The organism is Micromonospora sp. WMMD723, assembly GCF_049863385.1.
GTDB classification, from domain to species: Bacteria; Actinomycetota; Actinomycetes; order Mycobacteriales; family Micromonosporaceae; genus Micromonospora; species Micromonospora wenchangensis.
In genome coordinates this window covers 5,721,288-5,741,424 of the sequence record NZ_JBMKNR010000001.1, presented here as the reverse complement: position 1 = coordinate 5,741,424, position 20,137 = coordinate 5,721,288, and the positions used below count along the sequence as shown (strand labels likewise).

The 20,137-nt window shown below is 73.0% G+C and carries 21 protein-coding genes; 5 read left to right on the top strand and 16 right to left on the bottom strand.

Going from position 1 to position 20,137, the window contains the following annotated elements; all coding sequences use genetic code 11:
* Nucleotides 1–42: 42 nt before the first annotated feature.
* Nucleotides 43–384, top strand: coding sequence for an RNA polymerase-binding protein RbpA (locus ACN261_RS24880; protein ID WP_007070998.1), 342 nt, complete (start codon nt 43–45; stop codon nt 382–384).
* A gap of 55 nt (nt 385–439) precedes the next feature.
* On the opposite strand, the gene ACN261_RS24875 is transcribed toward ACN261_RS24880, so the two are convergent.
* From ACN261_RS24875 to ACN261_RS24835, 9 genes are all read right to left on the bottom strand, one after another.
* Complete coding sequence (locus ACN261_RS24875) at nt 440–970, bottom strand: FxsA family protein (RefSeq protein WP_425852426.1); 531 nt, start codon at nt 968–970, stop codon at nt 440–442.
* A gap of 99 nt (nt 971–1,069) precedes the next feature.
* The gene (locus ACN261_RS24870; protein WP_425852424.1) at nt 1,070–1,843 is read right to left on the bottom strand and encodes a polyprenol monophosphomannose synthase; all 774 of its coding nucleotides are present in this window, start codon (nt 1,841–1,843) and stop codon (nt 1,070–1,072) included.
* Between the two features lie 22 nt (nt 1,844–1,865).
* Entirely contained in the window at nt 1,866–3,461 is a 1,596-nt protein-coding gene (gene lnt / locus ACN261_RS24865; protein ID WP_425852422.1) for an apolipoprotein N-acyltransferase, read from the bottom strand.
* Nucleotides 3,462–3,986: 525 nt separating this feature from the next.
* Nucleotides 3,987–5,333, bottom strand: coding sequence for a glutamate mutase L (locus tag ACN261_RS24860; RefSeq protein WP_421482062.1), 1,347 nt, complete (start codon nt 5,331–5,333; stop codon nt 3,987–3,989).
* The gene (locus ACN261_RS24855) at nt 5,330–5,722 is read right to left on the bottom strand and encodes a hotdog domain-containing protein (protein ID WP_088647080.1); all 393 of its coding nucleotides are present in this window, start codon (nt 5,720–5,722) and stop codon (nt 5,330–5,332) included. The genes ACN261_RS24860 and ACN261_RS24855 overlap by 4 nt, the downstream gene beginning before the upstream one ends.
* Nucleotides 5,719–6,471 (bottom strand): OAM dimerization domain-containing protein, encoded by a 753-nt coding sequence (locus ACN261_RS24850; RefSeq protein WP_421486817.1) that lies wholly within the window; start codon nt 6,469–6,471, stop codon nt 5,719–5,721. Before ACN261_RS24850 ends, ACN261_RS24855 begins: the two co-directional genes overlap by 4 nt.
* A gap of 56 nt (nt 6,472–6,527) precedes the next feature.
* Nucleotides 6,528–8,087, bottom strand: a complete 1,560-nt coding sequence (locus ACN261_RS24845) for a lysine 5,6-aminomutase subunit alpha (protein WP_421486816.1) — start codon at nt 8,085–8,087, stop codon at nt 6,528–6,530.
* Between the two features lie 64 nt (nt 8,088–8,151).
* Nucleotides 8,152–9,717 carry an amidohydrolase gene (locus tag ACN261_RS24840; RefSeq protein WP_425852420.1) on the bottom strand — a complete coding sequence of 522 codons (1,566 nt, stop codon included), beginning with the start codon at nt 9,715–9,717 and terminating at the stop codon, nt 8,152–8,154.
* 5 nt (nt 9,718–9,722) lie between these two features.
* Nucleotides 9,723–10,772: a zinc-binding alcohol dehydrogenase gene (locus ACN261_RS24835; RefSeq protein ID WP_357761254.1), complete on the bottom strand. Its 1,050-nt coding sequence runs from the start codon at nt 10,770–10,772 to the stop codon at nt 9,723–9,725.
* Nucleotides 10,773–10,945: 173 nt separating this feature from the next.
* Between ACN261_RS24835 and ACN261_RS24830 the strand changes: the two genes are divergently transcribed.
* Nucleotides 10,946–12,352, top strand: coding sequence for a KamA family radical SAM protein (locus tag ACN261_RS24830; protein ID WP_421482058.1), 1,407 nt, complete (start codon nt 10,946–10,948; stop codon nt 12,350–12,352).
* 55 nt (nt 12,353–12,407) lie between these two features.
* Here the strand turns inward: ACN261_RS24830 and ACN261_RS24825 are convergent, their stop codons facing one another.
* Together ACN261_RS24825 and ACN261_RS24820 are read right to left on the bottom strand one after the other, a co-directional pair.
* Entirely contained in the window at nt 12,408–12,743 is a 336-nt protein-coding gene (locus ACN261_RS24825; RefSeq protein ID WP_421482056.1) for a YnfA family protein, read from the bottom strand.
* Nucleotides 12,744–12,807: 64 nt separating this feature from the next.
* Nucleotides 12,808–12,999, bottom strand: coding sequence for a CsbD family protein (locus ACN261_RS24820; protein ID WP_088647084.1), 192 nt, complete (start codon nt 12,997–12,999; stop codon nt 12,808–12,810).
* 191 nt (nt 13,000–13,190) lie between these two features.
* Between ACN261_RS24820 and ACN261_RS24815 the strand changes: the two genes are divergently transcribed.
* On the top strand, nt 13,191–13,757 hold the full coding sequence (locus tag ACN261_RS24815; RefSeq protein ID WP_421482055.1) for a histidine phosphatase family protein: 567 nt from the start codon (nt 13,191–13,193) through the stop codon (nt 13,755–13,757).
* 16 nt (nt 13,758–13,773) lie between these two features.
* Here ACN261_RS24815 and ACN261_RS24810 read toward each other — a convergent pair whose 3' ends face one another.
* Genes ACN261_RS24810 through ACN261_RS24800 form a run of 3 tightly spaced genes read right to left on the bottom strand, consistent with a single transcriptional unit; the run spans nt 13,774 to nt 15,692 of the window.
* A complete protein-coding gene (locus tag ACN261_RS24810) occupies nt 13,774–14,265 on the bottom strand; it encodes an Lrp/AsnC family transcriptional regulator (protein ID WP_421482054.1) in 492 nt (163 codons plus the stop codon).
* Nucleotides 14,266–14,324: 59 nt separating this feature from the next.
* Entirely contained in the window at nt 14,325–14,540 is a 216-nt protein-coding gene (locus ACN261_RS24805) for a DUF433 domain-containing protein (RefSeq protein WP_088647100.1), read from the bottom strand.
* Nucleotides 14,541–14,549: 9 nt separating this feature from the next.
* Complete coding sequence (locus tag ACN261_RS24800) at nt 14,550–15,692, bottom strand: acyl-CoA dehydrogenase family protein (protein WP_421482053.1); 1,143 nt, start codon at nt 15,690–15,692, stop codon at nt 14,550–14,552.
* 187 nt (nt 15,693–15,879) lie between these two features.
* Here ACN261_RS24800 and ACN261_RS24795 point away from each other — a divergent pair, with 187 nt between their 5' ends.
* Nucleotides 15,880–17,022 (top strand): glycoside hydrolase family 5 protein, encoded by a 1,143-nt coding sequence (locus ACN261_RS24795; protein ID WP_425852417.1) that lies wholly within the window; start codon nt 15,880–15,882, stop codon nt 17,020–17,022.
* Nucleotides 17,023–17,038: 16 nt separating this feature from the next.
* Here the strand turns inward: ACN261_RS24795 and ACN261_RS24790 are convergent, their stop codons facing one another.
* Entirely contained in the window at nt 17,039–18,142 is a 1,104-nt protein-coding gene (locus tag ACN261_RS24790; protein ID WP_425852415.1) for a DUF4037 domain-containing protein, read from the bottom strand.
* 53 nt (nt 18,143–18,195) lie between these two features.
* Between ACN261_RS24790 and ACN261_RS24785 the strand changes: the two genes are divergently transcribed.
* A complete protein-coding gene (locus tag ACN261_RS24785; protein ID WP_425852413.1) occupies nt 18,196–19,149 on the top strand; it encodes a 5'-3' exonuclease in 954 nt (317 codons plus the stop codon).
* A 25-nt stretch (nt 19,150–19,174) separates the two neighbouring features.
* Here ACN261_RS24785 and ACN261_RS24780 read toward each other — a convergent pair whose 3' ends face one another.
* Nucleotides 19,175–20,062 (bottom strand): MHYT domain-containing protein, encoded by an 888-nt coding sequence (locus ACN261_RS24780; RefSeq protein WP_421482048.1) that lies wholly within the window; start codon nt 20,060–20,062, stop codon nt 19,175–19,177.
* Between the last annotated feature and the right edge of the window lie 75 nt (nt 20,063–20,137).

Genomic DNA, 20,137 nt, shown 5'->3' with positions numbered 1-20,137 from the left:
TTACACCGGAAGACCAGCACCACGAGCGAGGGGAAGTCGAACATGGGCGAGCGCATGCTGCGCGGTAGCCGGCTGGGCGCGGTCAGCTACGAATCCGACCGCAACACCGAGCTCGCGCCGCGCCAGACCCGCGAGTACCTCTGCGCCAAGGGCCACCAGTTCGAGGTGCCGTTCGCCGTCGACGCCGAGGTCCCCACCACCTGGGAATGCAAGTTCGACGGCAGCGTCGCCCGGCTCGTCGACGGCACCGAACCGGAACAGAAGAAGGCCAAGCCGCCGCGCACCCACTGGGACATGCTCCTGGAGCGGCGGTCCATCGCCGAGCTGGAGGACATCCTCGCCGAACGGCTCCAGGAGGTCCGCACCCGCCGCGGCCGCGCCTGACCCCACCGCGACGACGACGCCCCCGGGACCTCCCGGGGGCGTCGTCGTGTCCGGTTCAGGGCCGGCGGGGCTCCACGATCTCCCCCTCGATGGCCCGACCCTCGTCGACCACCTGCGCGGCCACCACGTCCTGCTCGGCCGGCGGCGCGCCGGCCGGTTCCCCCCGCCGCACCCGCACCGTCCGCGGACCGAACAGGTCACCGGCGACCATCGACGACACCCGACGCTCGGTGGCCCGCTGCACCCCGGCACGCGCCAACCGGCGCACCGGCGGCACCAGCAGCAACACCCCCACCAGCCCACTGAGCAGGCCGGGAATCGCCAGCAGCAACGCACCGGCCAACCCGACCAGCCCGTCGGTCACCTGCCGGCCCGGCGGCTGCCGGGACTCCACCGACGTGCGGAACCCCCGCCAGGCGCGCATCCCCTCCCGGCGCAGCAACACCAGCCCCAGCAGGGACGCGGCGAACACCAGCAGCACCGCCGCACCGAACCCGACGGCCCGGCCCGCCCCGATGAACACGGCCAACTCCGCCACCACCGCCAGCAGCAGGGCCGGTGGCACGAACCTCAGGTATCGGCGCATCTCACCTCATCCGCGTCGCGCGGCAACCCGCTCACCGCCACCGGCCGGACAATGCCCGCGGGGCGACAGGCCCGCTCCTCCAGCATGCCACGCCCCCACTCACGGCCACCGGTCGTGACCGCGACGCCACCGCACCGGCCGCCGGTCCCGCAACCCCCAGGTGGTGATCCGCCACAACGCCTCGGCCACGATCAGCGGACTCATCTTGCTGGCCCCCCGCTCCCGCTCCACGAACGTGATCGGCACCTCCACGATCCGCACCCCCGCCCGGTGCGCCAACCGCGACAACTCCACCTGGAACGAGTACCCCTGCGAACACACCGACTCCAGCCGCATCGCCCGCAACGCCGACAACCGGTACACCCGGAACCCGCCTGTCGCATCCGACACCGGCATCCCCAACGCCATCCGCGCGTACAGGTTCCCGCACCGCGACAGCAGCAGCCGCCGCCACGGCCAGTTCACCACCCGCGCCCCACCCACCCACCGCGACCCGATCACCACGTCGGCGTCCCGGGCCGCCGCCAACAACGCCGGCAGGTCCTCCGGGGCGTGCGAGCCGTCGGCGTCCATCTCCACCACCGCGTCGTAGCCATGCTGCCGCGCCCACCCGAACCCGGCCAGGTACGCCGCCCCCAACCCCTGCTTGCCGGGCCGGTGCAGCACGTGCACCTGAGCGTCGGTGCCGGCCATCGCCTCCGCCAACGTCCCCGTACCGTCGGGGCTGTTGTCGTCGGCGACCAGCACCTCCACCGCCGGCGCGGCCCGGCGCACCCGGGCCACCACGTCGGCGACGTTGTCGGCCTCGTTGTAGGTGGGGATGACCACCAGCACCCGGCCCACCCCCGGCTGTCCCCCGGCTGCCTCGCCCACCGTCTCCCCCGTTCCTGCCGGCTCACCCGGCGGCGGTGACCTCCCGGCGACGCCGCAACGCCCCCGCGACGACCAGCGCCACGACCGCCAGCCCGGCCAACGCCACCTCCGGCCACCATCCGGCCCGGGTGGCCGGGGTACGCCCCTCGGCGAGCGTCACGTCCCGCACCACCACCGCCCGGGTGTTGAACCCGGTGGCGTCGCTTACCCGCCCGTCCGGGGCGACGAACCCGGACACCCCCACCGTCGAGGCCATCAACGCCGCACGACCGTGCTCCACCGCCCGCAACCGCACCATCGCCAACTGCTGCCGGGCCTCCGCCACATCGAACGTGGCGTTGTTCGTCTGCACCACCAGCAGCTGCGCCCCACCGTCGACGGTGTCGCGCACCAGCCCGTCGTAGGCCACCTCGAAACAGATCACGTCCCCGAGCACCACCGCACCCGCATCGACCACCCCCGGCGACGCCCCCGGCACGAAATCGGCCCGCACCCGGTCCACCTGCTTGGACACCGCACGCGCCAACGACCGCATCGGCACGTACTCGGCGAACGGCACCGGATGCCGCTTCGTGTACACCTGACCCAGATCCGGCCCACCACCCGGCCGCCACAGGATGCCCGCGTTACGGACCTCACCCTCACCCGGGCCGGCGAGCACCGCACCGACCAGGATCGGCGCGCCGATCGCGTCGGCGGCCTGCGAGATCCGCGCCCCGGCCGCGGCGTTACGCAACGGGTCGATGTCCGAGGAGTTCTCCGGCCACACCACCAGGTCGGGACGCCGCTCGACACCCGCACCGACGCGCTCCGCCAACTTCAACGTCGCGTCGACGTGGTTGTTCAGCACCGCCTGCCGCTGGGCGTTGAAGTCCAGACCCAACCGGGGCACGTTGCCCTGCACGATCGCCACCCGCACCGTACGGCCCCCCGTGCCGGCCCCCGACGGCACCAGCCACCCCACCGCCACCAGCGCCACCACACCCGCCGCCACCCCGGCCACCGGCTGCCACCGCACCCCCGGCCACCGCCGCCACACCGCCACCAGCAGCAACCCGCCGACCACCGCCACCACCGCGGTGACCAGCGGCGCACCCCCCAACCACGCCCACCCCAGCAGCGGCGACGCATCCTGACCGAACGCCAGCCGCCCCCACGGGAAACCCCCGAACGGGGTACGGTCCCGCAGCGCCTCCTGCCCCACCCACAACACCCCGGTCACCGGCGGCCACGCCCACCGCCACCGGTCCACCACCGGCGACACCCACGCCGTCGCCGCACCCAACAGCGCCAGGTAGCCGGCCTGCAACAGCGACAGCAGCACCCACGGCAGCAGCCCGGTGTGCAGGTTCGTCCACGCCAGCAGCGGCCCGAACAACGCCACCCCGGTCAGGAAACCCAACCCGGCGCCCGCGCGCAGCCGACGCCGGTGCGCAGCCGCCGCCAACCCGGCCACCCCGACCGCCGCCAACGGCCACCAGCCGTACGGCGGGAACGCCACCAGCAACGCCAGCCCGGCGGCCACCGCCACCGGCACCGCCACCCGCAACGGCAACGGCGACCGCACCGGCCGCACCACGGTCGGGGTACGCGTCTCATCCCGGTCGAGCGTCGTCACCGGCACCTCACCACGATCACGGGCCGAAGGCTACCCGCCCCACCCCGCCACCCCGAGACCACCGAGCCCGAACCGACCGAGGTCACCCCGCCCCCACCCGCCCTGATCCGGGGACCGGTCGTGGTGGGCGGACACGAAATCGGGGCGCGGCCTAAGCCGCGCCCCGATGCTCCCAGGCCCTTCCCGGCCGGTGGGGCGAGAATGAGCGGCGCCGACCTTCGGACCGACCCGACGGTGGACTGGCTGCCCCCGCCTGGCCGTTGTCTACTGGCCGTGCCCCTCACCCTGCCCGTACACCGGTAACCGCGGCCGGTTCGCGCCGCCCCGCCGACCCCCGCCCGCTGGACCTGGCCGCCGCGACGCGATGCACCAACAATGTCGCTCGGCCAGCGGACGAAGGGACGAAGCGAACAACAGCCGCTTCCCGTAGTAGGACTCAAAGACGGTACGGCCTACACCCCCGCCGCTGTCAACCCACCCACGGCCAGTCGCACCCGCCGACCCGGCGTGTCGCGTCGGCGGGTCTCAATCCCCACCCAGATGCCGCCGCAGCAACGCCCCCGCCGCCGCCCGATGCTCCGCGGCGAGCAACCCACCGGCAGCCAGCACGTAATCCACGTCCACCACCGGCCGCGCCGCCCGCGGCAACGGCCACCCCCCGGCATGATCGGTCAACACCTGCGTCAACACGCCCACCGCCGCCCCCGCGTCAGCGTGACGCAACACACCACCGGAACCCACCAGCAACCGCACGTCCCGCAGATCCCGCCCCGCCCGCTCACCCGTCGCCGCACCCCGGGCATGCCGCCGCAACGCCACCGTCGCCGCCAACGCCGCGATCCGCCCCTCCACCACCCGGTCCCGGCCGTCGACCGGCAGGAACCCCGGATCGGCCGCCCGCACCGCCGCCGCCACCCCCAACGCCTCCTGCTCCACCGCATCGAGCAGCCGCTCCTCCACCGCCGCCCGCACCACCCCCGGCGCGCTCCACCGCATCCCCAGATCACCCTCCACCGTGCGGGCCCGCCACAGCGACCCCGCCACCTCCCGACCCGGCCCGTCGGCCCGCTCGTCCGGCGTCAACACCGAATACACGTCGGTCGTCGCCCCACCCACGTCCACCACCACCAGGTCACCACCCACCACGTCGGCGAGGACCTCCACCCCCGTCAACACCGCATCCGGGGTCGCCGCCCGCACCAACCGGCCGAACCGGGCCCCCCGCGACAACCGCTTCCCCCCGATCACGTGCCGCAGGAACACCTCCCGGATCGCCGCCCGCGCCGACACCGGCGCCAACACCCCGATCCGGGGCAGCACGTTGTCCGCCACCGTCACCGGCACCCCCGCCGCCGCCAACACCCCCCGCAGCGCGTCCCGCACCTCCACATTGCCCGCCAGCACCACCGGCACCCGCCACCGCGCCCGCGCCAACCGGGTCGCGTTGTGCGTCACCGTGTCGACGTCCCCACCGTCGGTGCCACCCACCAGCAACACCACGTCCGGGCGGGCCGCCCGCACCGCCGAAAGCTCCGCCGCCCCCAACCGGCCCGCCGCCACGTGCACCACGTTCGCGCCCGCCGACAACCCCACCCGCCGACCCGCCTGCGCGGTCACCAACGGCTCGTAACCCACCACCGCCAGCCGCAACCCGCCACCCGCCGACGAACACACGTACCACGGCAGCACCCCGGCCGGCCCCACGCCGGCCCCGTCGGCCGCCGCACCCACCGCCGCGTCCAACCCGTGCAGCACATCCGTGCCCACCGACGTGGGCGCCGACGCCGCCCCCACCAGCCGGCCCGCGTCCAGATCCACCACCGCCGCCTTCGTCCAGGTCGACCCGACGTCGGCGCAGACCGCCAGCCTCACGCCGCCGCCGGAACGACCACGGTGCCCGTCGCCGTCACCGCCACCACCGGCTCCGCCAACACCTCCGCCGCCGACCCACCCCGCTCCGGACGACCCCGGCACACCACCCGCGCCACGAAGTCGATCCCCCGGCTGCGGGTACCCACCCGCACCACCGTCGCCGTCACCTCCACCACGTCACCCGCCCGCACCGACGACACGAACTGCACATCCGAGTACGACGCGAACAACCCCTCGTCACCATCGGTACGGATACACACCTCCGTCGCCACGTCCCCGAACAACCCCAACACGTACGCCCCGTCCACCAGGTTCCCCGCATAGTGGGCATGCGCGTACGGCACGTACCGCCGGTGCGTCACCGTCAACCCCAACCGTGCGTCACTCATCCCCGCGCCTCCCTGTCCGTCACCAACGCATGCACCAGGTACGACGCCACCTCACCCGGCGTGGTACCCCGACCGAAGATCCGGTCCACCCCCAGCTCCGCGGTCATCGTCTCGTCGAACCGCGGCCCACCCACGATCAGCAACGGCCGCCTCCCCGCCGGCATCGCCTCCCGGAACGCCGCCGACATCTCCCGCGTGTTGTGCAGATGCGCGTCCCGCTGCGTCACCACCTGTGACACCAGCACCGCATCCGCCCGCTCCCGCCGCGCCGCCTCCACCAACTCCGGCACACTCACCTGCGCACCCAGATTGGTGACCTTCAACTCCCGGTAGTACTCCAGGCCCTTCTCCCCGGCGATACCCTTCACGTTCAGGATCGCGTCGATACCCACCGTGTGCGCGTCCGTGCCGATACACGCCCCCACCACCGACAGCTTGCGACGCAACCGCCGCTTCACCACCGCGTTGACCTCCTTGGCCGACAGCAACGGATAATCCCGCTCCACCACCTGCACCGCCGCCAGGTCCACCAGATGGTTCACCCGCCCGTACACCACGAAGAACGTGAACCCGTCACTCATCGGCTTCGCGTGCACCAGCATCGCCGGATCGATGCCCATCTTGTTCGCCAACTGCACCGCCGCACCCTCGGCCCGCTTGTCGTGCGACACCGGCAACGTGAACGACACCTGCACCATGCCGTCACCCGTGGTGTCCCCGTACGGCCGCACGACCGTCTTCTCACTCATGAGGCTGCGCTGGCCGGGCATGGGTTCGCGGCCCTCGCTGCGCTCGGTGCGCTCACTCATGCCGCCTGCTCCAGGATCTCCGTGGCCGGGTTGTAGTAGTCCACCTCGTGCCGCGCCACCCCGGACAGGCCCTTGCCCCGGTCCGCCGGCCGCTTCATGATCCCGAACGTGCCCTCGGCGATCGCCGTCAACAACGACTGGTCCCCGATCCGCTCCAGCAGATCCACCGCCTCACCCAACACCCGGTGCGCCCGCTGCTGGATGAACCCACCAGGCGCCGGCACGAAATCCTCGTGCAACCCACCCGCCGCACCCAACACGTACCGCACGTTCTGCAACGCGATGTCCCGGTCCGACAACCACGGCGTCACCACCGCCTCGGTCATCATCCCCACCAGCAGGATCCCCTGCCCCGTCATCGTCCCCACCAGATTGAAGAACCCGTCCAACAGATTCCCCCGGAACACGTCCCCCGTCATGTGCTTCGTCGGCGGCATCCACTTCAACGGCGCATCCGGGAACAACTCCCGCGCCAACAACGCATGCGCCAACTCCAGCCGCAACGACTCCGGCACCTCCGGATTGATCTCGAACGCGTGCCCCAACCCCAACTGGGCGTCGGCCAACCCCGCCTCGTGCGCGAAGAACTCGTTGAGCAACTGCGACACCGTCACCGTGTGCGCCTCGTCCACCGCATCCGCCGTGGTCAGGTAATTGTCCTCACCGGTGTTGATGATGATCCCCGCCCGCGCGTGCACCTGCCGCGAGAACCGCTGATCCACGAACGTCCGAATCGGATTGATGTCCCGGAACAGAATCCCGTACATCGAATCGTTGAGCATCATGTCCAGCCGCTCCAGGCCGGCCAACGTCGCCATCTCCGGCATGCACAACCCCGACGCGTAGTTCGTCAACCGCACGTACCGGCCCAACTCCCTCGACGTCTCGTCCAACGCCGCCCGCATCAACCGGAAGTTCTCCTGCGTCGCGTACGTACCCGCGAACCCCTCCCGGGTCGCCCCCTCCGGCACGTAGTCCAACAACGACTGCCCCGTCGACCGGATCACCGCGATCACATCCGCACCCGCCCGCGCCGCCGCCTGCGCCTGCGGAATGTCCTCGTAGATGTCCCCCGTCGCCACGATCAGATAGATCCACGGCCGCTGCTTCGGATCCCCGTACCGCTTCACGAGGCGATCCCGCTCCGCCCGCCGCCTGTCGATCCGCCGCACACCCGCGGCCACCGCCCTGCGCGCCGCCCGACGCGCCACCGTCGCAGCCCTGCCAGCGGGCAGCGTGAACCGCACCGAACCCGCCGCCGCCTTCTGCGCCAGCAACGTCACGTCGTCCAACTGCTCCCGCACCAACGCGTCGAACACCGGCGCCGCCACCCCGTGCCCCAGACCCACGTCCGCGACCACCGCGTCCACCAGGCGGTTCACCCACGGAATACCGTCCGGGTCCGCGCCCGCCACCCCCGCCAGGCGCAGCACCGCCCGCTCCACCGACACCGTGGTGTGGGTACGCGCCAACTCCACCACCGGCTGCCCGGCCCGACGCGCCAACTCCCGCGCCCGCGCCACCAGCACCGGATCCAGGTCGAGCTTCCCGCTCACCACGACGACCCGCCGCACCCGACGACGGCACGGACCCGCGCCGGCACCTCAATGGTCCGCTCGCTCACGACACGCCTTCCTCGTAGATGACCTCACCGCGCAGCACCGTCGCCCGACACACCGGCAACGGCGTCGGATCACCCGGCCCCCGCAACTCCGGATCGTCGGACTGCACCACCGGCAACCCCCGCTCCACCCCCGCCGGGGCCTCCCACACCGCGAACGTCGCCGGCGCCCCCTTGGCGATCACACCCTCGTTGTCCAGATGCACCGCCCGCCACCCGCCCCGGGTGTGCGCCGCGAACGCCGCCCGCACACTCATCCGCTGCGCCGGATTGTGGTGCGCCGCCGCCGCCCGCACCGAACCCCACGGATCCAGCGGCGTCACCGGCGAATCCGACCCGAACGCCAACGCCACCCCCACCGAGTGCATCGCCCCCATCGGGTTCGACTCCCACGACCGGTCCAACCCCAACCGCGACTCGTACATCCGGCCCGCACCACCCCACAACCGGTCGAACGCCGGCTGCATACTCGCCACGATCCCGTACTCCACGAACCCGGCGATCAACCGCTTGCTCATGATCTCCGCATGCTCCACCCGGTGCCGGGCCGCCCGCACCCGATCCGTGCCCAACACCGCCACCGCCCCCGCGAAACCCGCCAGCACCGTCCCGATCGCCGCGTCACCGATCGCATGGAACCCGCCCTGCACCCCGTGCGCCGCACAGTCCACCAGATGATCACGCACCTGATCCGCGCTCAGATACCCGTGCCCACACCCCTCACCATCGCGGTACGGCCCCGACAGATGCGCCGTACGCGACCCCAACGCCCCGTCCGCGAACAGATCACCACCCGCACCCACCGCCCCCAACTCCCGCGCCCGCGCCGCCCCCGACAACTCACCCCAGTACCCGTACACCTCCGGCACACCAGCACCCGACAGACCCAACAGACCCGTGAAATCCTCCTCGTCGGAGATCTCCGGCCCACCACACTCGTGCACCGCCCCGATCCCCAACGACGCCGCCCGCGCCAACGCCACCCGCTGCGCCGCCACCCGCTGCCCCCGCGTCACCCCGGCCCGCGCCGCCGCCCGCACCACATGGTGCGCGTCCCGCCGCAACCACCCCGACGCGTCGAAACCCGGCAGCTCCACCACCTGCGGACACGCCGCCAGCAACGCCTGCGACACCAACGCCGAATGGATCGACGCCTGCGACAGATACACCCGCCGGCCACCCGCCGCCCGGTCCAACCCCGCCGCGTCCGGCAACGCCGCATCCACCCAACCCGACTCGTCCCAGCCGTGCCCCAACACCACCGCGTCCGACGGCAGACCCGCCGCGAACACCGCCACCGCATCCAGCAACTCCGCCGCCGACCGCACCGACGACAGATCCAGGCCCGACAACACCAACCCGGTGTCCGTGGCGTGCACGTGCGCGTCCACGAACGCCGGCGTCACCAGCGCCCCACCCAGCTCCACCACCCGGTCGGCGACCGGCGCGTCCGCGTCCGCACCCAACCAGGCGATCCGCCCGTCCCGCACCAACAGCGCCGTCGCGCTCGGCTCCGCCGGACAGTGCAGCACTCCACCGCGGTACAACGTCGAGGGGTTCGTCATGGCACTCAGTCTGCCGCCAACCGGGACGCGAAGAGACCACGTACCCCCGGCTCCGACCGCACCAACCCCAACGCCAACTCCGCGTGACCCGGCACGTAACCGTTGCCCACCAGCATCGTCACGTCCGCCGCCAACCCCTCCGCACCCAGGGCCGCCGCCGCGAAACTCGTCGCCATCGAGAAGAAGATCACCGTGCCGCCGTCCGCCGTGGCCAACACCGCGCCGTGCTCACACCCCGGCACGTCCACGCACACCACCGTCACGTCCGCCGGCCCACCCAACGCCGTCGTCACCGCCGACGACACCCCCACCGGATCCCGGGCGTCAGCCAACGCCACCACCGACGCCAGACCGGCCGCCACCAGCGCGTCCCGCTCCGCCGCCACCGGCACCACCCCCACCGTACGACCAGCACCCGCCCGCCGCGCCGCCGCCAACGACAACGACCCGCTCTTACCCGCCCCACCGATCACCGCCACCGTCACCGGCGACCCGTCACCCGCCCGCTCCCGCCGCGCCACCTGCTCGGCGACCACCCGGGCCGTCAACGCCGGCGCCCCGCACACGTCCAGCACCGCCAACGCCAACTCCGGATGCAGGTCCGCCGGCAGCACCGCCGCGATCGACCGCGCGAACAGGATCGCGTACCCGTCACACGGCACCTGCTCGCTGCGCCCGTCCCAGCGGGCCAACCCGTCGAGGATCACGAGCGGGGTCAGCGTCAACGACACCAACGTCGCCACCCGGTCACCCACCGCCAACCCCAACGGCGACCGCCGGCCGGCCTCCTCCACGGTGCCGATCAGCATCCCACCCGACCCGGTCACCGGATTCTGCATCTTGCCCCGCGCCGACACGATCTCCAGCACCTCGGCACGGACCTTCTCCCCGTCCCCGCCGTGCTTCTGCGCCAACTGCCGGAAACTCGCCGCGTCCAGGTTCAGCCGCTCCACCCGGATGCGTACCTCGTTGGGGGCGATCCGCGGGTCGGCGTCCAACCGCCAGGCCGCCTGCGGCAGCACCCCCGCCGGTTCCACGACACGGTGCAGACCCACAGGTGACGTCACGCCGACCTCCCCTCTCCACCGCCCGAAGCCCCGATCAGGACTCGCATCGCGGGAAAACTTACGGCAGACTAATTTCTTCGCCGGATATTTTCCAGTAGCCTTCGGATCTACCGATCATCGCCCGCCGGTCACCCCGGCCGCACGCACCACGAGGAGGGGCCGTGACCCAGACCCAACCGATGGCGACCATCCCCGGCCCCCGCCCCGCCCCGGTAGCCGTACCGACCGCCGGGCAGCCCTACGAATACCGCCGCAGCCCCCTGGTCGAACCCGACTGGACCCGCTTCCCCGGCTGGCGGGACGTCACCCGCGAACAGTGGGAGAACGCCCAGTGGCAACGCGTCAACTGCGTCAAGAACACCAAGCAGCTCCGCGCCGTCCTCGGCGACACCGTCGACGAGAGCTTCTACACCGACCTCGCCGCCGACCAGCAGGCCCTGGCCACCATGTCGATGCTGGTCCCACCCCAGATGATCAACACGATGGTGCCGTTCGCCCCGATGACCACCGAGGCGTTCCGCGCCGACCCCATCCGCCGCTACATGATCCCCGTCGCCGCCGACCGGCGCACCGACTGGCCGTCGCACCCCTACGCCAGCCGCGACTCCCTGCACGAACACGACATGTGGGTCGCCGAGGGCCTCACCCACCGCTACCCCACCAAGGTCCTCGCCGAACTGCTCTCCACCTGCCCCCAGTACTGCGGCCACTGCACCCGGATGGACCTCGTCGGCAACTCCACCCCCGCCGTCGACAAGCTCAAGCTCACCCTCAAGCCCGTCGACCGCTACGACGCCCACATCGCCTACCTCAAGGCCCACCCCGGCGTCCGTGACGTCGTCGTCTCCGGCGGCGACGTGGCCAACGTCCCCTGGCGCAACCTCGAGTCGTACCTGATGCGGCTGCTCGAACTGGAGACCGTCCGCGACATCCGGCTCGCCACCAAGGCCCTGATGGGCCTGCCCCAGCACTGGCTGCAGAACGACGTCGTCGAGGGCCTGGAACGGGTCGCCCGCACCGCCGCCCGACGCGGCGTCAACCTGGCCATCCACACCCACGTCAACCACGCCCAGTCGATCACGCCGCTGGTCGCGAAGGCCGCCCAGACCGCCCTCGACGTCGGCGTCCGCGACGTGCGCAACCAGGGCGTGCTCATGCGCGGCGTCAACGCCACCGCCCCCGACCTGCTCGACCTGTGCTTCGCCCTGCAGGGTGAGGCCGGCATCCTGCCGTACTACTTCTACATGTGCGACATGATCCCCAACGCCGAGCACTGGCGGGTCCCCGTCTGGCACGCCCAGCAGCTCCAGCACGACATCATGGGCTACCTGCCCGGCTACGCCACCCCCCGGATCGTCTGCGACGTGCCCTTCGTCGGCAAGCGCTGGGTGCACATGCTCACCGAGTACGACCGGGAACGCGGCATCTCCTACTGGACCAAGAACTACCGCACCTCCATCGAGTCGGCCGACCTGGAGGCGCTCAACAAGCGCTACGCCTACTACGACCCGATCGACACCCTCCCCGAGGCCGGCCAGCAGTGGTGGGCCGCCCACCGCGACGACTGACCCGCACCACCCCGTCGCCCCCGTGACCCGGACCTGGTCGCGGGGGCGACGGCCGTCACGCCCCGCGCGGGGCGTACATGATCACGGCGACGCCGAGCAGGCAGATCGCCGCGCCCGCCAGGTCCCACCGGTCCGGCCGGAAACCGTCGACCAGCACCCCCCACGCCAGCGACCCCGCCACGAACACCCCGCCGTACGCGGCCAGGATGCGCCCGAAGTTCGCCTCCGGCTGGAACGTCGCCACGAACCCGTAGACACCCAACGCGAGCACCCCCGCGGCGACCCACCACAGACCCCGGTGCTCCCGCCAGCCCTGCCAGATCAGCCACGCCCCACCGATCTCGGCGAGCGCGGCCAGGACGAACAACACCAGCGAACGGGCGACCAGCATGCCCACACGCTAACCCGGGTGGCCCCCGCACCGGGTCCGGGGGCCACCCGACCGGCGCGGACCGTCACCGCATGGCGTCCCGGACGTCCCGACCAGCGTCCTTGACGTGCTCGCCGGCCTGCCGGGCCCGCGCCTCGCTCTGCTCGGTGGCGCCCTCGGCCCGCATCCGCTCGTTGTCGGTCATGTCGCCGAGCCGCTCCTTCGCGGCGCCGGTCAGCTCCTGGGCCTTGTTCTTCGCCTTGTCGGTGAAGCTCATGTCGCCTCCTGTCGCTGCGGCGGTCACGGAGCCGCTGCCCCGTACCGGTGGCGTCCCCGATCCGGCCGACCCGAAACAAAACCGCGCCGTAGGCGCTGGTCAGAAGGGGTGCGCCGGGGCGCACCATCTCTAAGGCATCCTAGGACAATAGGTGGCGGGCTGGGACCGGCGGATGCTGGTTGACTGGGCGGATGAGCGAGATCATCCTGATCCGGCACGGCGAGACGACGTGGAGCGCCAGCCGACGGCACACCTCGTACACCGACCTGGAGCTGACCCCCGACGGCGAACGGCAGGCCCGCGCCCTGGCCGGGGTGCTGACCGGGCAGCGCCCCGCCACCGTGCTCGCCAGCCCCCGACGACGGGCCCTGCGCACCGCGCAGCTCGCCGGCCTCACCGTCGACGCCACCGACGACGACCTCACCGAGTGGAACTACGGCCAGTACGAGGGCCGCACCACCGCCGACATCCGCACCGAGCGCCCCGACTGGGACCTCTGGACCGACGGCTGCCCCGGCGGGGAGACCCCCGACCAGGTCGGGGCCCGGGTAGACCGGCTGCTAGCCCGGGTCACGCCACTGCTGGACCGGGGCGACGTGGGGCTGGTCGGGCACGCCCACCTGCTCCGGGTCGTCGGTGCCCGGTGGATCGGTCTGCCCGCCGCCGGCGGCGGCAAACTACGCCTGGACACCGCCACCGTCAGCGCGCTCGGCCACGAACACGGCCGACCGGTGATCCTGCGCTGGAACGGCCGCTGAGCGCGCGGGGCGGCAGCTACGCCGGGGCCTCCGCGCCACTGCGGCCACGGCTCCGCAGCTCCCCCACCGCCACCTTCGGCGGACGCCCCTCGTACGGCGTGGACAGCACCACCGTGGTGCGGGTGGTGACGTTCGCGGCGGTGCGGATCTCCTGGAGCACCCGTTCCAGGTCCGCCGGCCCGGCCACCCGCACCAGGAGCAGGTAGAAGTCCTCCCCCGCCACCGAGTAGCAGGAGTCGATCTCGGGCAGGTGGGCCAACCGCTCCGGCGCGTCGTCCGGCTGCGACGGATCGAACGGCCGGATCGCCACGAACGCGGTCATCGGCAGGTCCAACGCCTCGAACGACACCCGGGCGGTGTACCCGTTGATCACGCCGCGCTGTTCCAGCCGGCGGACCCGCTGGTGCACGGCCGAGACCGACAGGCCGACCCTCTCCGCCAGGTCCGTGTACGACAGGCGGCCGTCGGCGGTCAGCGCGGCGACGATGGCACGGTCGATCTCCTCCACCCGTGCAACCTACCCGGTGGAGCGCTCCCCTGGCGACGACGTCCCGCCCGATGTGACGCTCAGCGGGCCGCCCGGTCGCGCACCGCGTCCGCCGCGAAGTTGAGCACCTCGGCCAGATCCTCCTCGTCGAGGAAGGGCAGATCGGTGAGGATGTCCGTCACCGACATCCCCTCCGCCATCATCGCCAGCAGGGTCGCCACCGGGACGCGGGACTGCCGCACGCAGGGCGCGCCGCCCATCACCTCGGGGTCGATGGTGATCCGGGGAAACGTCACCGGCACAGGCTAGTCCCTCGCCATCGCCCGGGAGATCACCAGCCGCTGGATCTGGTTGGTGCCCTCGACGATCTGGAGCACCTTTGCCTCGCGCATGTACCGCTCGACCGGGTGGTCGGCCACGTACCCGGCCCCGCCGAGCACCTGCACCGCGTCGGTGGTCACCCGCATCGCCACGTCGGTGGCGAACAGCTTCGCCTTGGCCGCCTCGATCGAGTACGGCCGGCCGGCGTCGCGCAGCCGGGCCGCCGCCAGGGTCAACGCCCGCGCGGCGGAGATCTGGGTGGCCGCGTCGGCCAGCAGGAAACCCAGCCCCTGGAAGTCGATGATCGACCGGCCGAACTGCTGCCGCTGGCGGGCGTAGCCGACCGCGTAGTCCAGCGCCGCCTGGGCCAGGCCCACCGCACAGGCCGCGATGCCCAGCCGCCCCGAGTCCAGCGCCGACATCGCGATGGTGAAACCCGCGCCCTCCCCGCCGATCAGCCGCTCGGCCGGCACCCGGGCGTCGTCGAAGGCGATCTGCGCCACCGGCGACGAACGCAGCCCCATCGTCCGCTCGGCCGCCTGCGGGGCGATGCCCGGCGTGCCCCGGTCGGCCAGCAGGCAGGAGATGCCCTTCGGGCCCGGCCCGCCGGTCCGGCAGAACACGTTGTAGAAGTCCGCCACCTGGGCGTGCGTGATCCACGCCTTGACCCCGGTGACCCGGTAGTCGTCGCCGTCGCGGACCGCCCGGGTGGTCAACGCGGCGGCGTCCGAGCCGCCCTGCGGCTCCGACAGGCAGTACGCCCCGAGCAGTTCCCCACCCACCAGCTCCGGCAGCAGCTTGCGCTGGGCGTCGGTGCCGAACGCGGCGAGCGGGTAGCAGGACAGGGTGTGCACGCTGACCGCCTCGGCGACCGCGAGCCACCGGCCGGCGAGGATCTCCAGCACCTGGAGGTAGACCTCGTACGGCTGGGCCGCGCCGCCGTGCTCCTCGGCGTACGGCAGGCCCAGCAGGCCGGCCCGGCCCAGGGTGCGCAGCACCTCGCGGGGGAACTCGGCGCGCTCCTCGAAACCGGCGGCCCGGGGCGCGAGTTCCCGGTCGGCCAGTTCGGTGGCGAGGTCGAGCAGGTCGTGGGCCTCGTCGGTGGGGAGGATGCGGTCGACAGTCATAGCGCGATGAGCTCCAGAGGTGGGTGAGCCGCCGCCCGTCGTCCGTCGGGCGCCACCCCGCAAGCTTAACGGTCGTTCGGGTCGGGGCCCAGTCCGGCGTCTGCCGGCACCCCGGTGAACCGCGCCCGCCGCAGTTACGTACCACCTGACGCCTTCCCCGGTCCCGACGAGCCCGACCGGAGTCCCCATGCACCGACGCGCAGCACTGACCTCGACGGCGGTGGCCCTCGCCGCGCTCGTCGCCGGCTGGGCGGTCCTGACCGTCCCCACCGCGAACGCCGAGACCGACGCCGCACCACCGGCCGCCACCAGCCCGGCCGGCACCGCGACGCCCGCCCCGCCACCGGCCACCGCCGACGCCACGACCCCGGCCACGGCCCCCGCCACCGCGACGCCGGCCGCCGCGCCCGCCGGGTCCCCGGTGGACCGGCACGGCCGGCTGCGGGTGTGCGGGGTGCACCTGTGCGACGCGGCCGGCGAGCCGGTCCAGCTGCGCGGGATGAGCAGCCACGGCCTCCAGTTCTTCCCTGACTGCCTCAACCCCGACTCGCTGGCCGCGCTGCGCACCGACTGGCGGGCCGACTTCGTCCGGGTGGCGATGTACGTCCAGGAGGGAGGGTTCGCAACCGACCCGGCCGGCTTCACCCGCCGGGTCGACGAGGCGGTGGAGACCGCCAGCGCGCTGGGCCTCTACGTGGTGGTCGACTTCCACGTCCTGACCCCCGGCGACCCGCTGGTCAACCTGGACCGGGCCCGGTCGTTCTTCGCCGAGGTCGCCGCCCGGCACGCCGCACGGACCAATGTGCTCTGGGAGATCGCCAACGAGCCCAACGGGGTCGACTGGGCCACCATCAAGAGCTACGCCGAGCAGGTCATCCCGGTGATCCGGGCCGCCGACCCGGACAGCGTCGTGCTGGTCGGCACCCGGGGCTTCTCCTCCCTCGGTGTCTCCGAGGGCGCCGACGAGACCGAGGTGACCGACGACCCGGTCGACGCCGGGAACATCATGTACACGTTCCACTTCTACGCCGCGTCCCACCGGGACCTGCAACGCGACACGGTGACCCGGGCCGCCCGGAGCCTGCCGCTGTTCGTCAGCGAGTTCGGCACCCAGACGTTCACCGGCGACGGCCCCAACGACCTGGACAGCGCCACCACCTGGCTGGACCTGCTACAACGCCTGAAGATCAGCTACTCGATGTGGAGCTACTCCGACGGCCCGGAGAGCAACGCGGTGTTCCGGCGGGGCACCTGCGCCGGCACCGACTTCACCGGCACCGCCGTGCTGACCGAGTCGGGAGCGTTCATCCGCACCCGGCTGCGGCGCTGACCGGTCGCCGGGTCCGTCAGCCGGCGACGACCGCCGAGACCCGGCGGACCCGGTCGGCGTGGGTCAGCACGTCCACGCTGTCGACGTACTGGTCCACCGCGCCGACCAGCGGCCGGGCCCGCAGCGCCGGGTCGACGATCGCGGCCCGCAGCGCGGTGGCCAGGCGCGGCGCGTCCAGCACCAGGAAGGGCCGCCCGTGAAAGGGCCGGGCCGCGACGTCGACCGGCCCGGCCAGCCCGGTGTCGTTGGTCCACCCGGCGACCGTCTCCAGCGCCCGCACCAGCCCCGCCTGCCGGTGCGGCCAGTCACCCGGACCGAGCGCGTCCCCCAGCGCCGCCACCACCGGGCCGGCGTCCGGCAGCGCGGCGAACACACTGCCGAGCCACTTGTCGTACGGCGGCCAGCGGCGACGGACCAGCAGGCCGAGCCGCATCAGGTCCCGGGCCACCCGGGCGGCCACCAGCCGGCTGCCCAGCTCGTCACCCACCTCGGCACACCTGCCGACGAGATGCTCGGCCTGCCCCACCCGGGTCCACCCGGCGGCCAGCACGTGCCGCCACACGTCGTCCGGATACCAGGCCAGGGCGGCCCGGACCGCGCCCACCGTGCCGGACAGGCCGTCGTGGAACACCGCCCCGCCGGTCAGCTCGGCCAGCCGCTGCGTCGGCAGGGACAGCCAGTCGTCGGTGGTGACCGCGACGCGCGGATCGAAGCCGAGCCGGCCCCGCAGCCAGTCCCGCCACGGGAACACCTGTACCCCGCTGCGGTCCCCGCCGACGTCGGGCACCCCCAGCCGGGCGGTCGGCCAGCTGAGGAACCGGGTCGGCCGGCCCAGGAACGAGGCCGGCAGATCGGCCAGCGCCGCCCGTACCGACGCCACCTCGCTCGCGTCGGCCAGGAAGACCTGCGCCCGGGGACCCCAGTCGTGGTCGGTGGAGCGCTCGGTGTCCAGCCCCAGCAGCTCCGAACCGCCGTCGAGCAGCCCGGCGGAGTAGCGCAGCCCCGGCAGACGCCGCGCCAGCAGCGGCCCGACGACCTCGTCGTGGAAACGCCGGCACAGCACCAGAGCGGGCACGAACTCCATGCCCGCAGTCTCGCCCGGCGGCAGCCGTACCGTCACGCCGGTTTCCCCAACGTGCCGACCGTGGCGGGTACGGCCGGTGGGCGTCCCCCATGTCGTCGGTGGGGTGTGCCACGCTGTCGGGCGTGGCAGACCAACAGCCGATCCTGCTGATCGACGCCCCCAGCCTCTACTTCCGGGCCTACTTCGGGGTGCCCGAGTCGGCGGCACGGACCGACGACGGCCAGCCGGTCAACGCCGTGCGCGGGTTCCTCGACATGCTCGCCCAACTGGTCCGCACCCGACGGCCCGACCGGATGGTCTGCGCGCTCGACCACGACTGGCGGCCCGCCTGGCGGGTGGAGCTGCTGCCGTCGTACAAGGCGCACCGGGTCGCCCCGGCCGGCGGCGAGGAGGTGCCGGACACCCTCTCCCCGCAGGTGCCGGTGATCCTCGACGTGCTGGCCGCGATCGGCATCACCGCCGTCGGCGCGACCGGCTACGAGGCCGACGACGTGCTGGGCACCCTGTCGGTCACCCAGCCCGGCCCGGTGGAGGTGGTCTCCGGCGACCGGGACCTGTTCCAGCTCGTCGACGACGAGCGCCGGGTCCGGCTGCTGTACATCGGTCGTGGGGTGGCCAAGCTCGACGACTGCGACGACGCCGCCGTCCGGGCCCGCTACGGTGTCCCCGCCGACCGGTACGCCGACTTCGCCGCCCTACGCGGTGACCCGAGCGACGGGCTGCCCGGGGTGCCCGGGGTCGGCGAGAAGACGGCCGCCCGGCTGATCGACCGCTACGGCGGCCTGCCCGGCATCCTCGCCGCGCTCGACGAGCCCGGCTCCGGGTTCGCCCCGGGGCTGCGCGCCAAGCTCGACGGCGCCCGCGACTACCTGGCGGTGGCCCCCAAGGTGGTCCGGGTCGCCACCGACGTCCCGCTGCCGGCGCTGCCGACCGCGTTGCCGGCGGCACCCGCCGACCCCGACCGGCTGCTGGAGCTGGCCCAGCGGTGGAATCTGGCCGGCTCGTGCCGGCGGCTGGTCGACGCCCTCGCCGCACGGCCCTGACCGGCCGCCGGCGTCCCGACGCCGGTCAGCGTGGCGGTGGGGCGTCCCGGCGGGACGGGAACGGGGTGCCCGGCCGGCCCAGGGTGGTCGACCGGGCACGCAGGCCCACCGGGTCCGGGGCCGTCTGCGGTTCGACGACCGGCGCGTCGACCTGCCGGGCCTGCAGGTAGGCGGCGGCGGCCCGGTCGTCGTCGGTGGGCGCGGCCAGCAGCGCGTAGACCAACCCCACCACCACGAAGATCACCGCGAGGACGATCGGCACCAGCAGGGTGCTCACCCCCGCGCCGGTCACCTCGCCGCGCTGCCCGTGCAGGTGCACCGACAGGGCACTCATCCCGGTGAAGTGCATGCCGTTGACCGCCACCCCCATCAGCAGGGCGGAACCGACGATCGCCAGGCCCCGGCGGACGGTCATCGCCAGCCACAGGGCCACGGTGGCCGCGACGATGGCGATGGCCACCGACAGCCCGACCCGGGTGGCGTCGTAGTTGAGGTCACCGTTGAGCCGCATCGCGGCCATCCCGGTGTAGTGCATGGCCGCGACGCCGATGCCGGTGAACAGGCCGCCCCCGAGGACCTTCGCGGCACCGAGCCGGCCGGTGCCGACGATGGCCAGGCCGATCCCGACGGCGGTGACGGCGATCACCGTGCTCGCGGCGGTCAGCGGCACGTCGTAGCGGATGCGGGTGCCGGTGACCGCGAACCCGAGCATGGCCATGAAGTGCATCGCCCAGATCGCGGTGCCACCGATCGCCCAGGCGGCCAGCAGGCCCCACCAGAACCGCTGGCCGGAACCGGTGGCGGTACGGATCCGCCCGGCACAGACCAGACCGAGGAACGAACCGAGCACGGACAGCGCGTAACTCAGCGCCGGTGTGATCCACCCGTACTCAAAGTGATTGATCTCCGCCACGGCGGTCTTCCCCCCACTCGTTACCGGCGCGTAGGCGACCGCGCCCGAGCAATGATCGGGGAGCCTGCAAGCAGG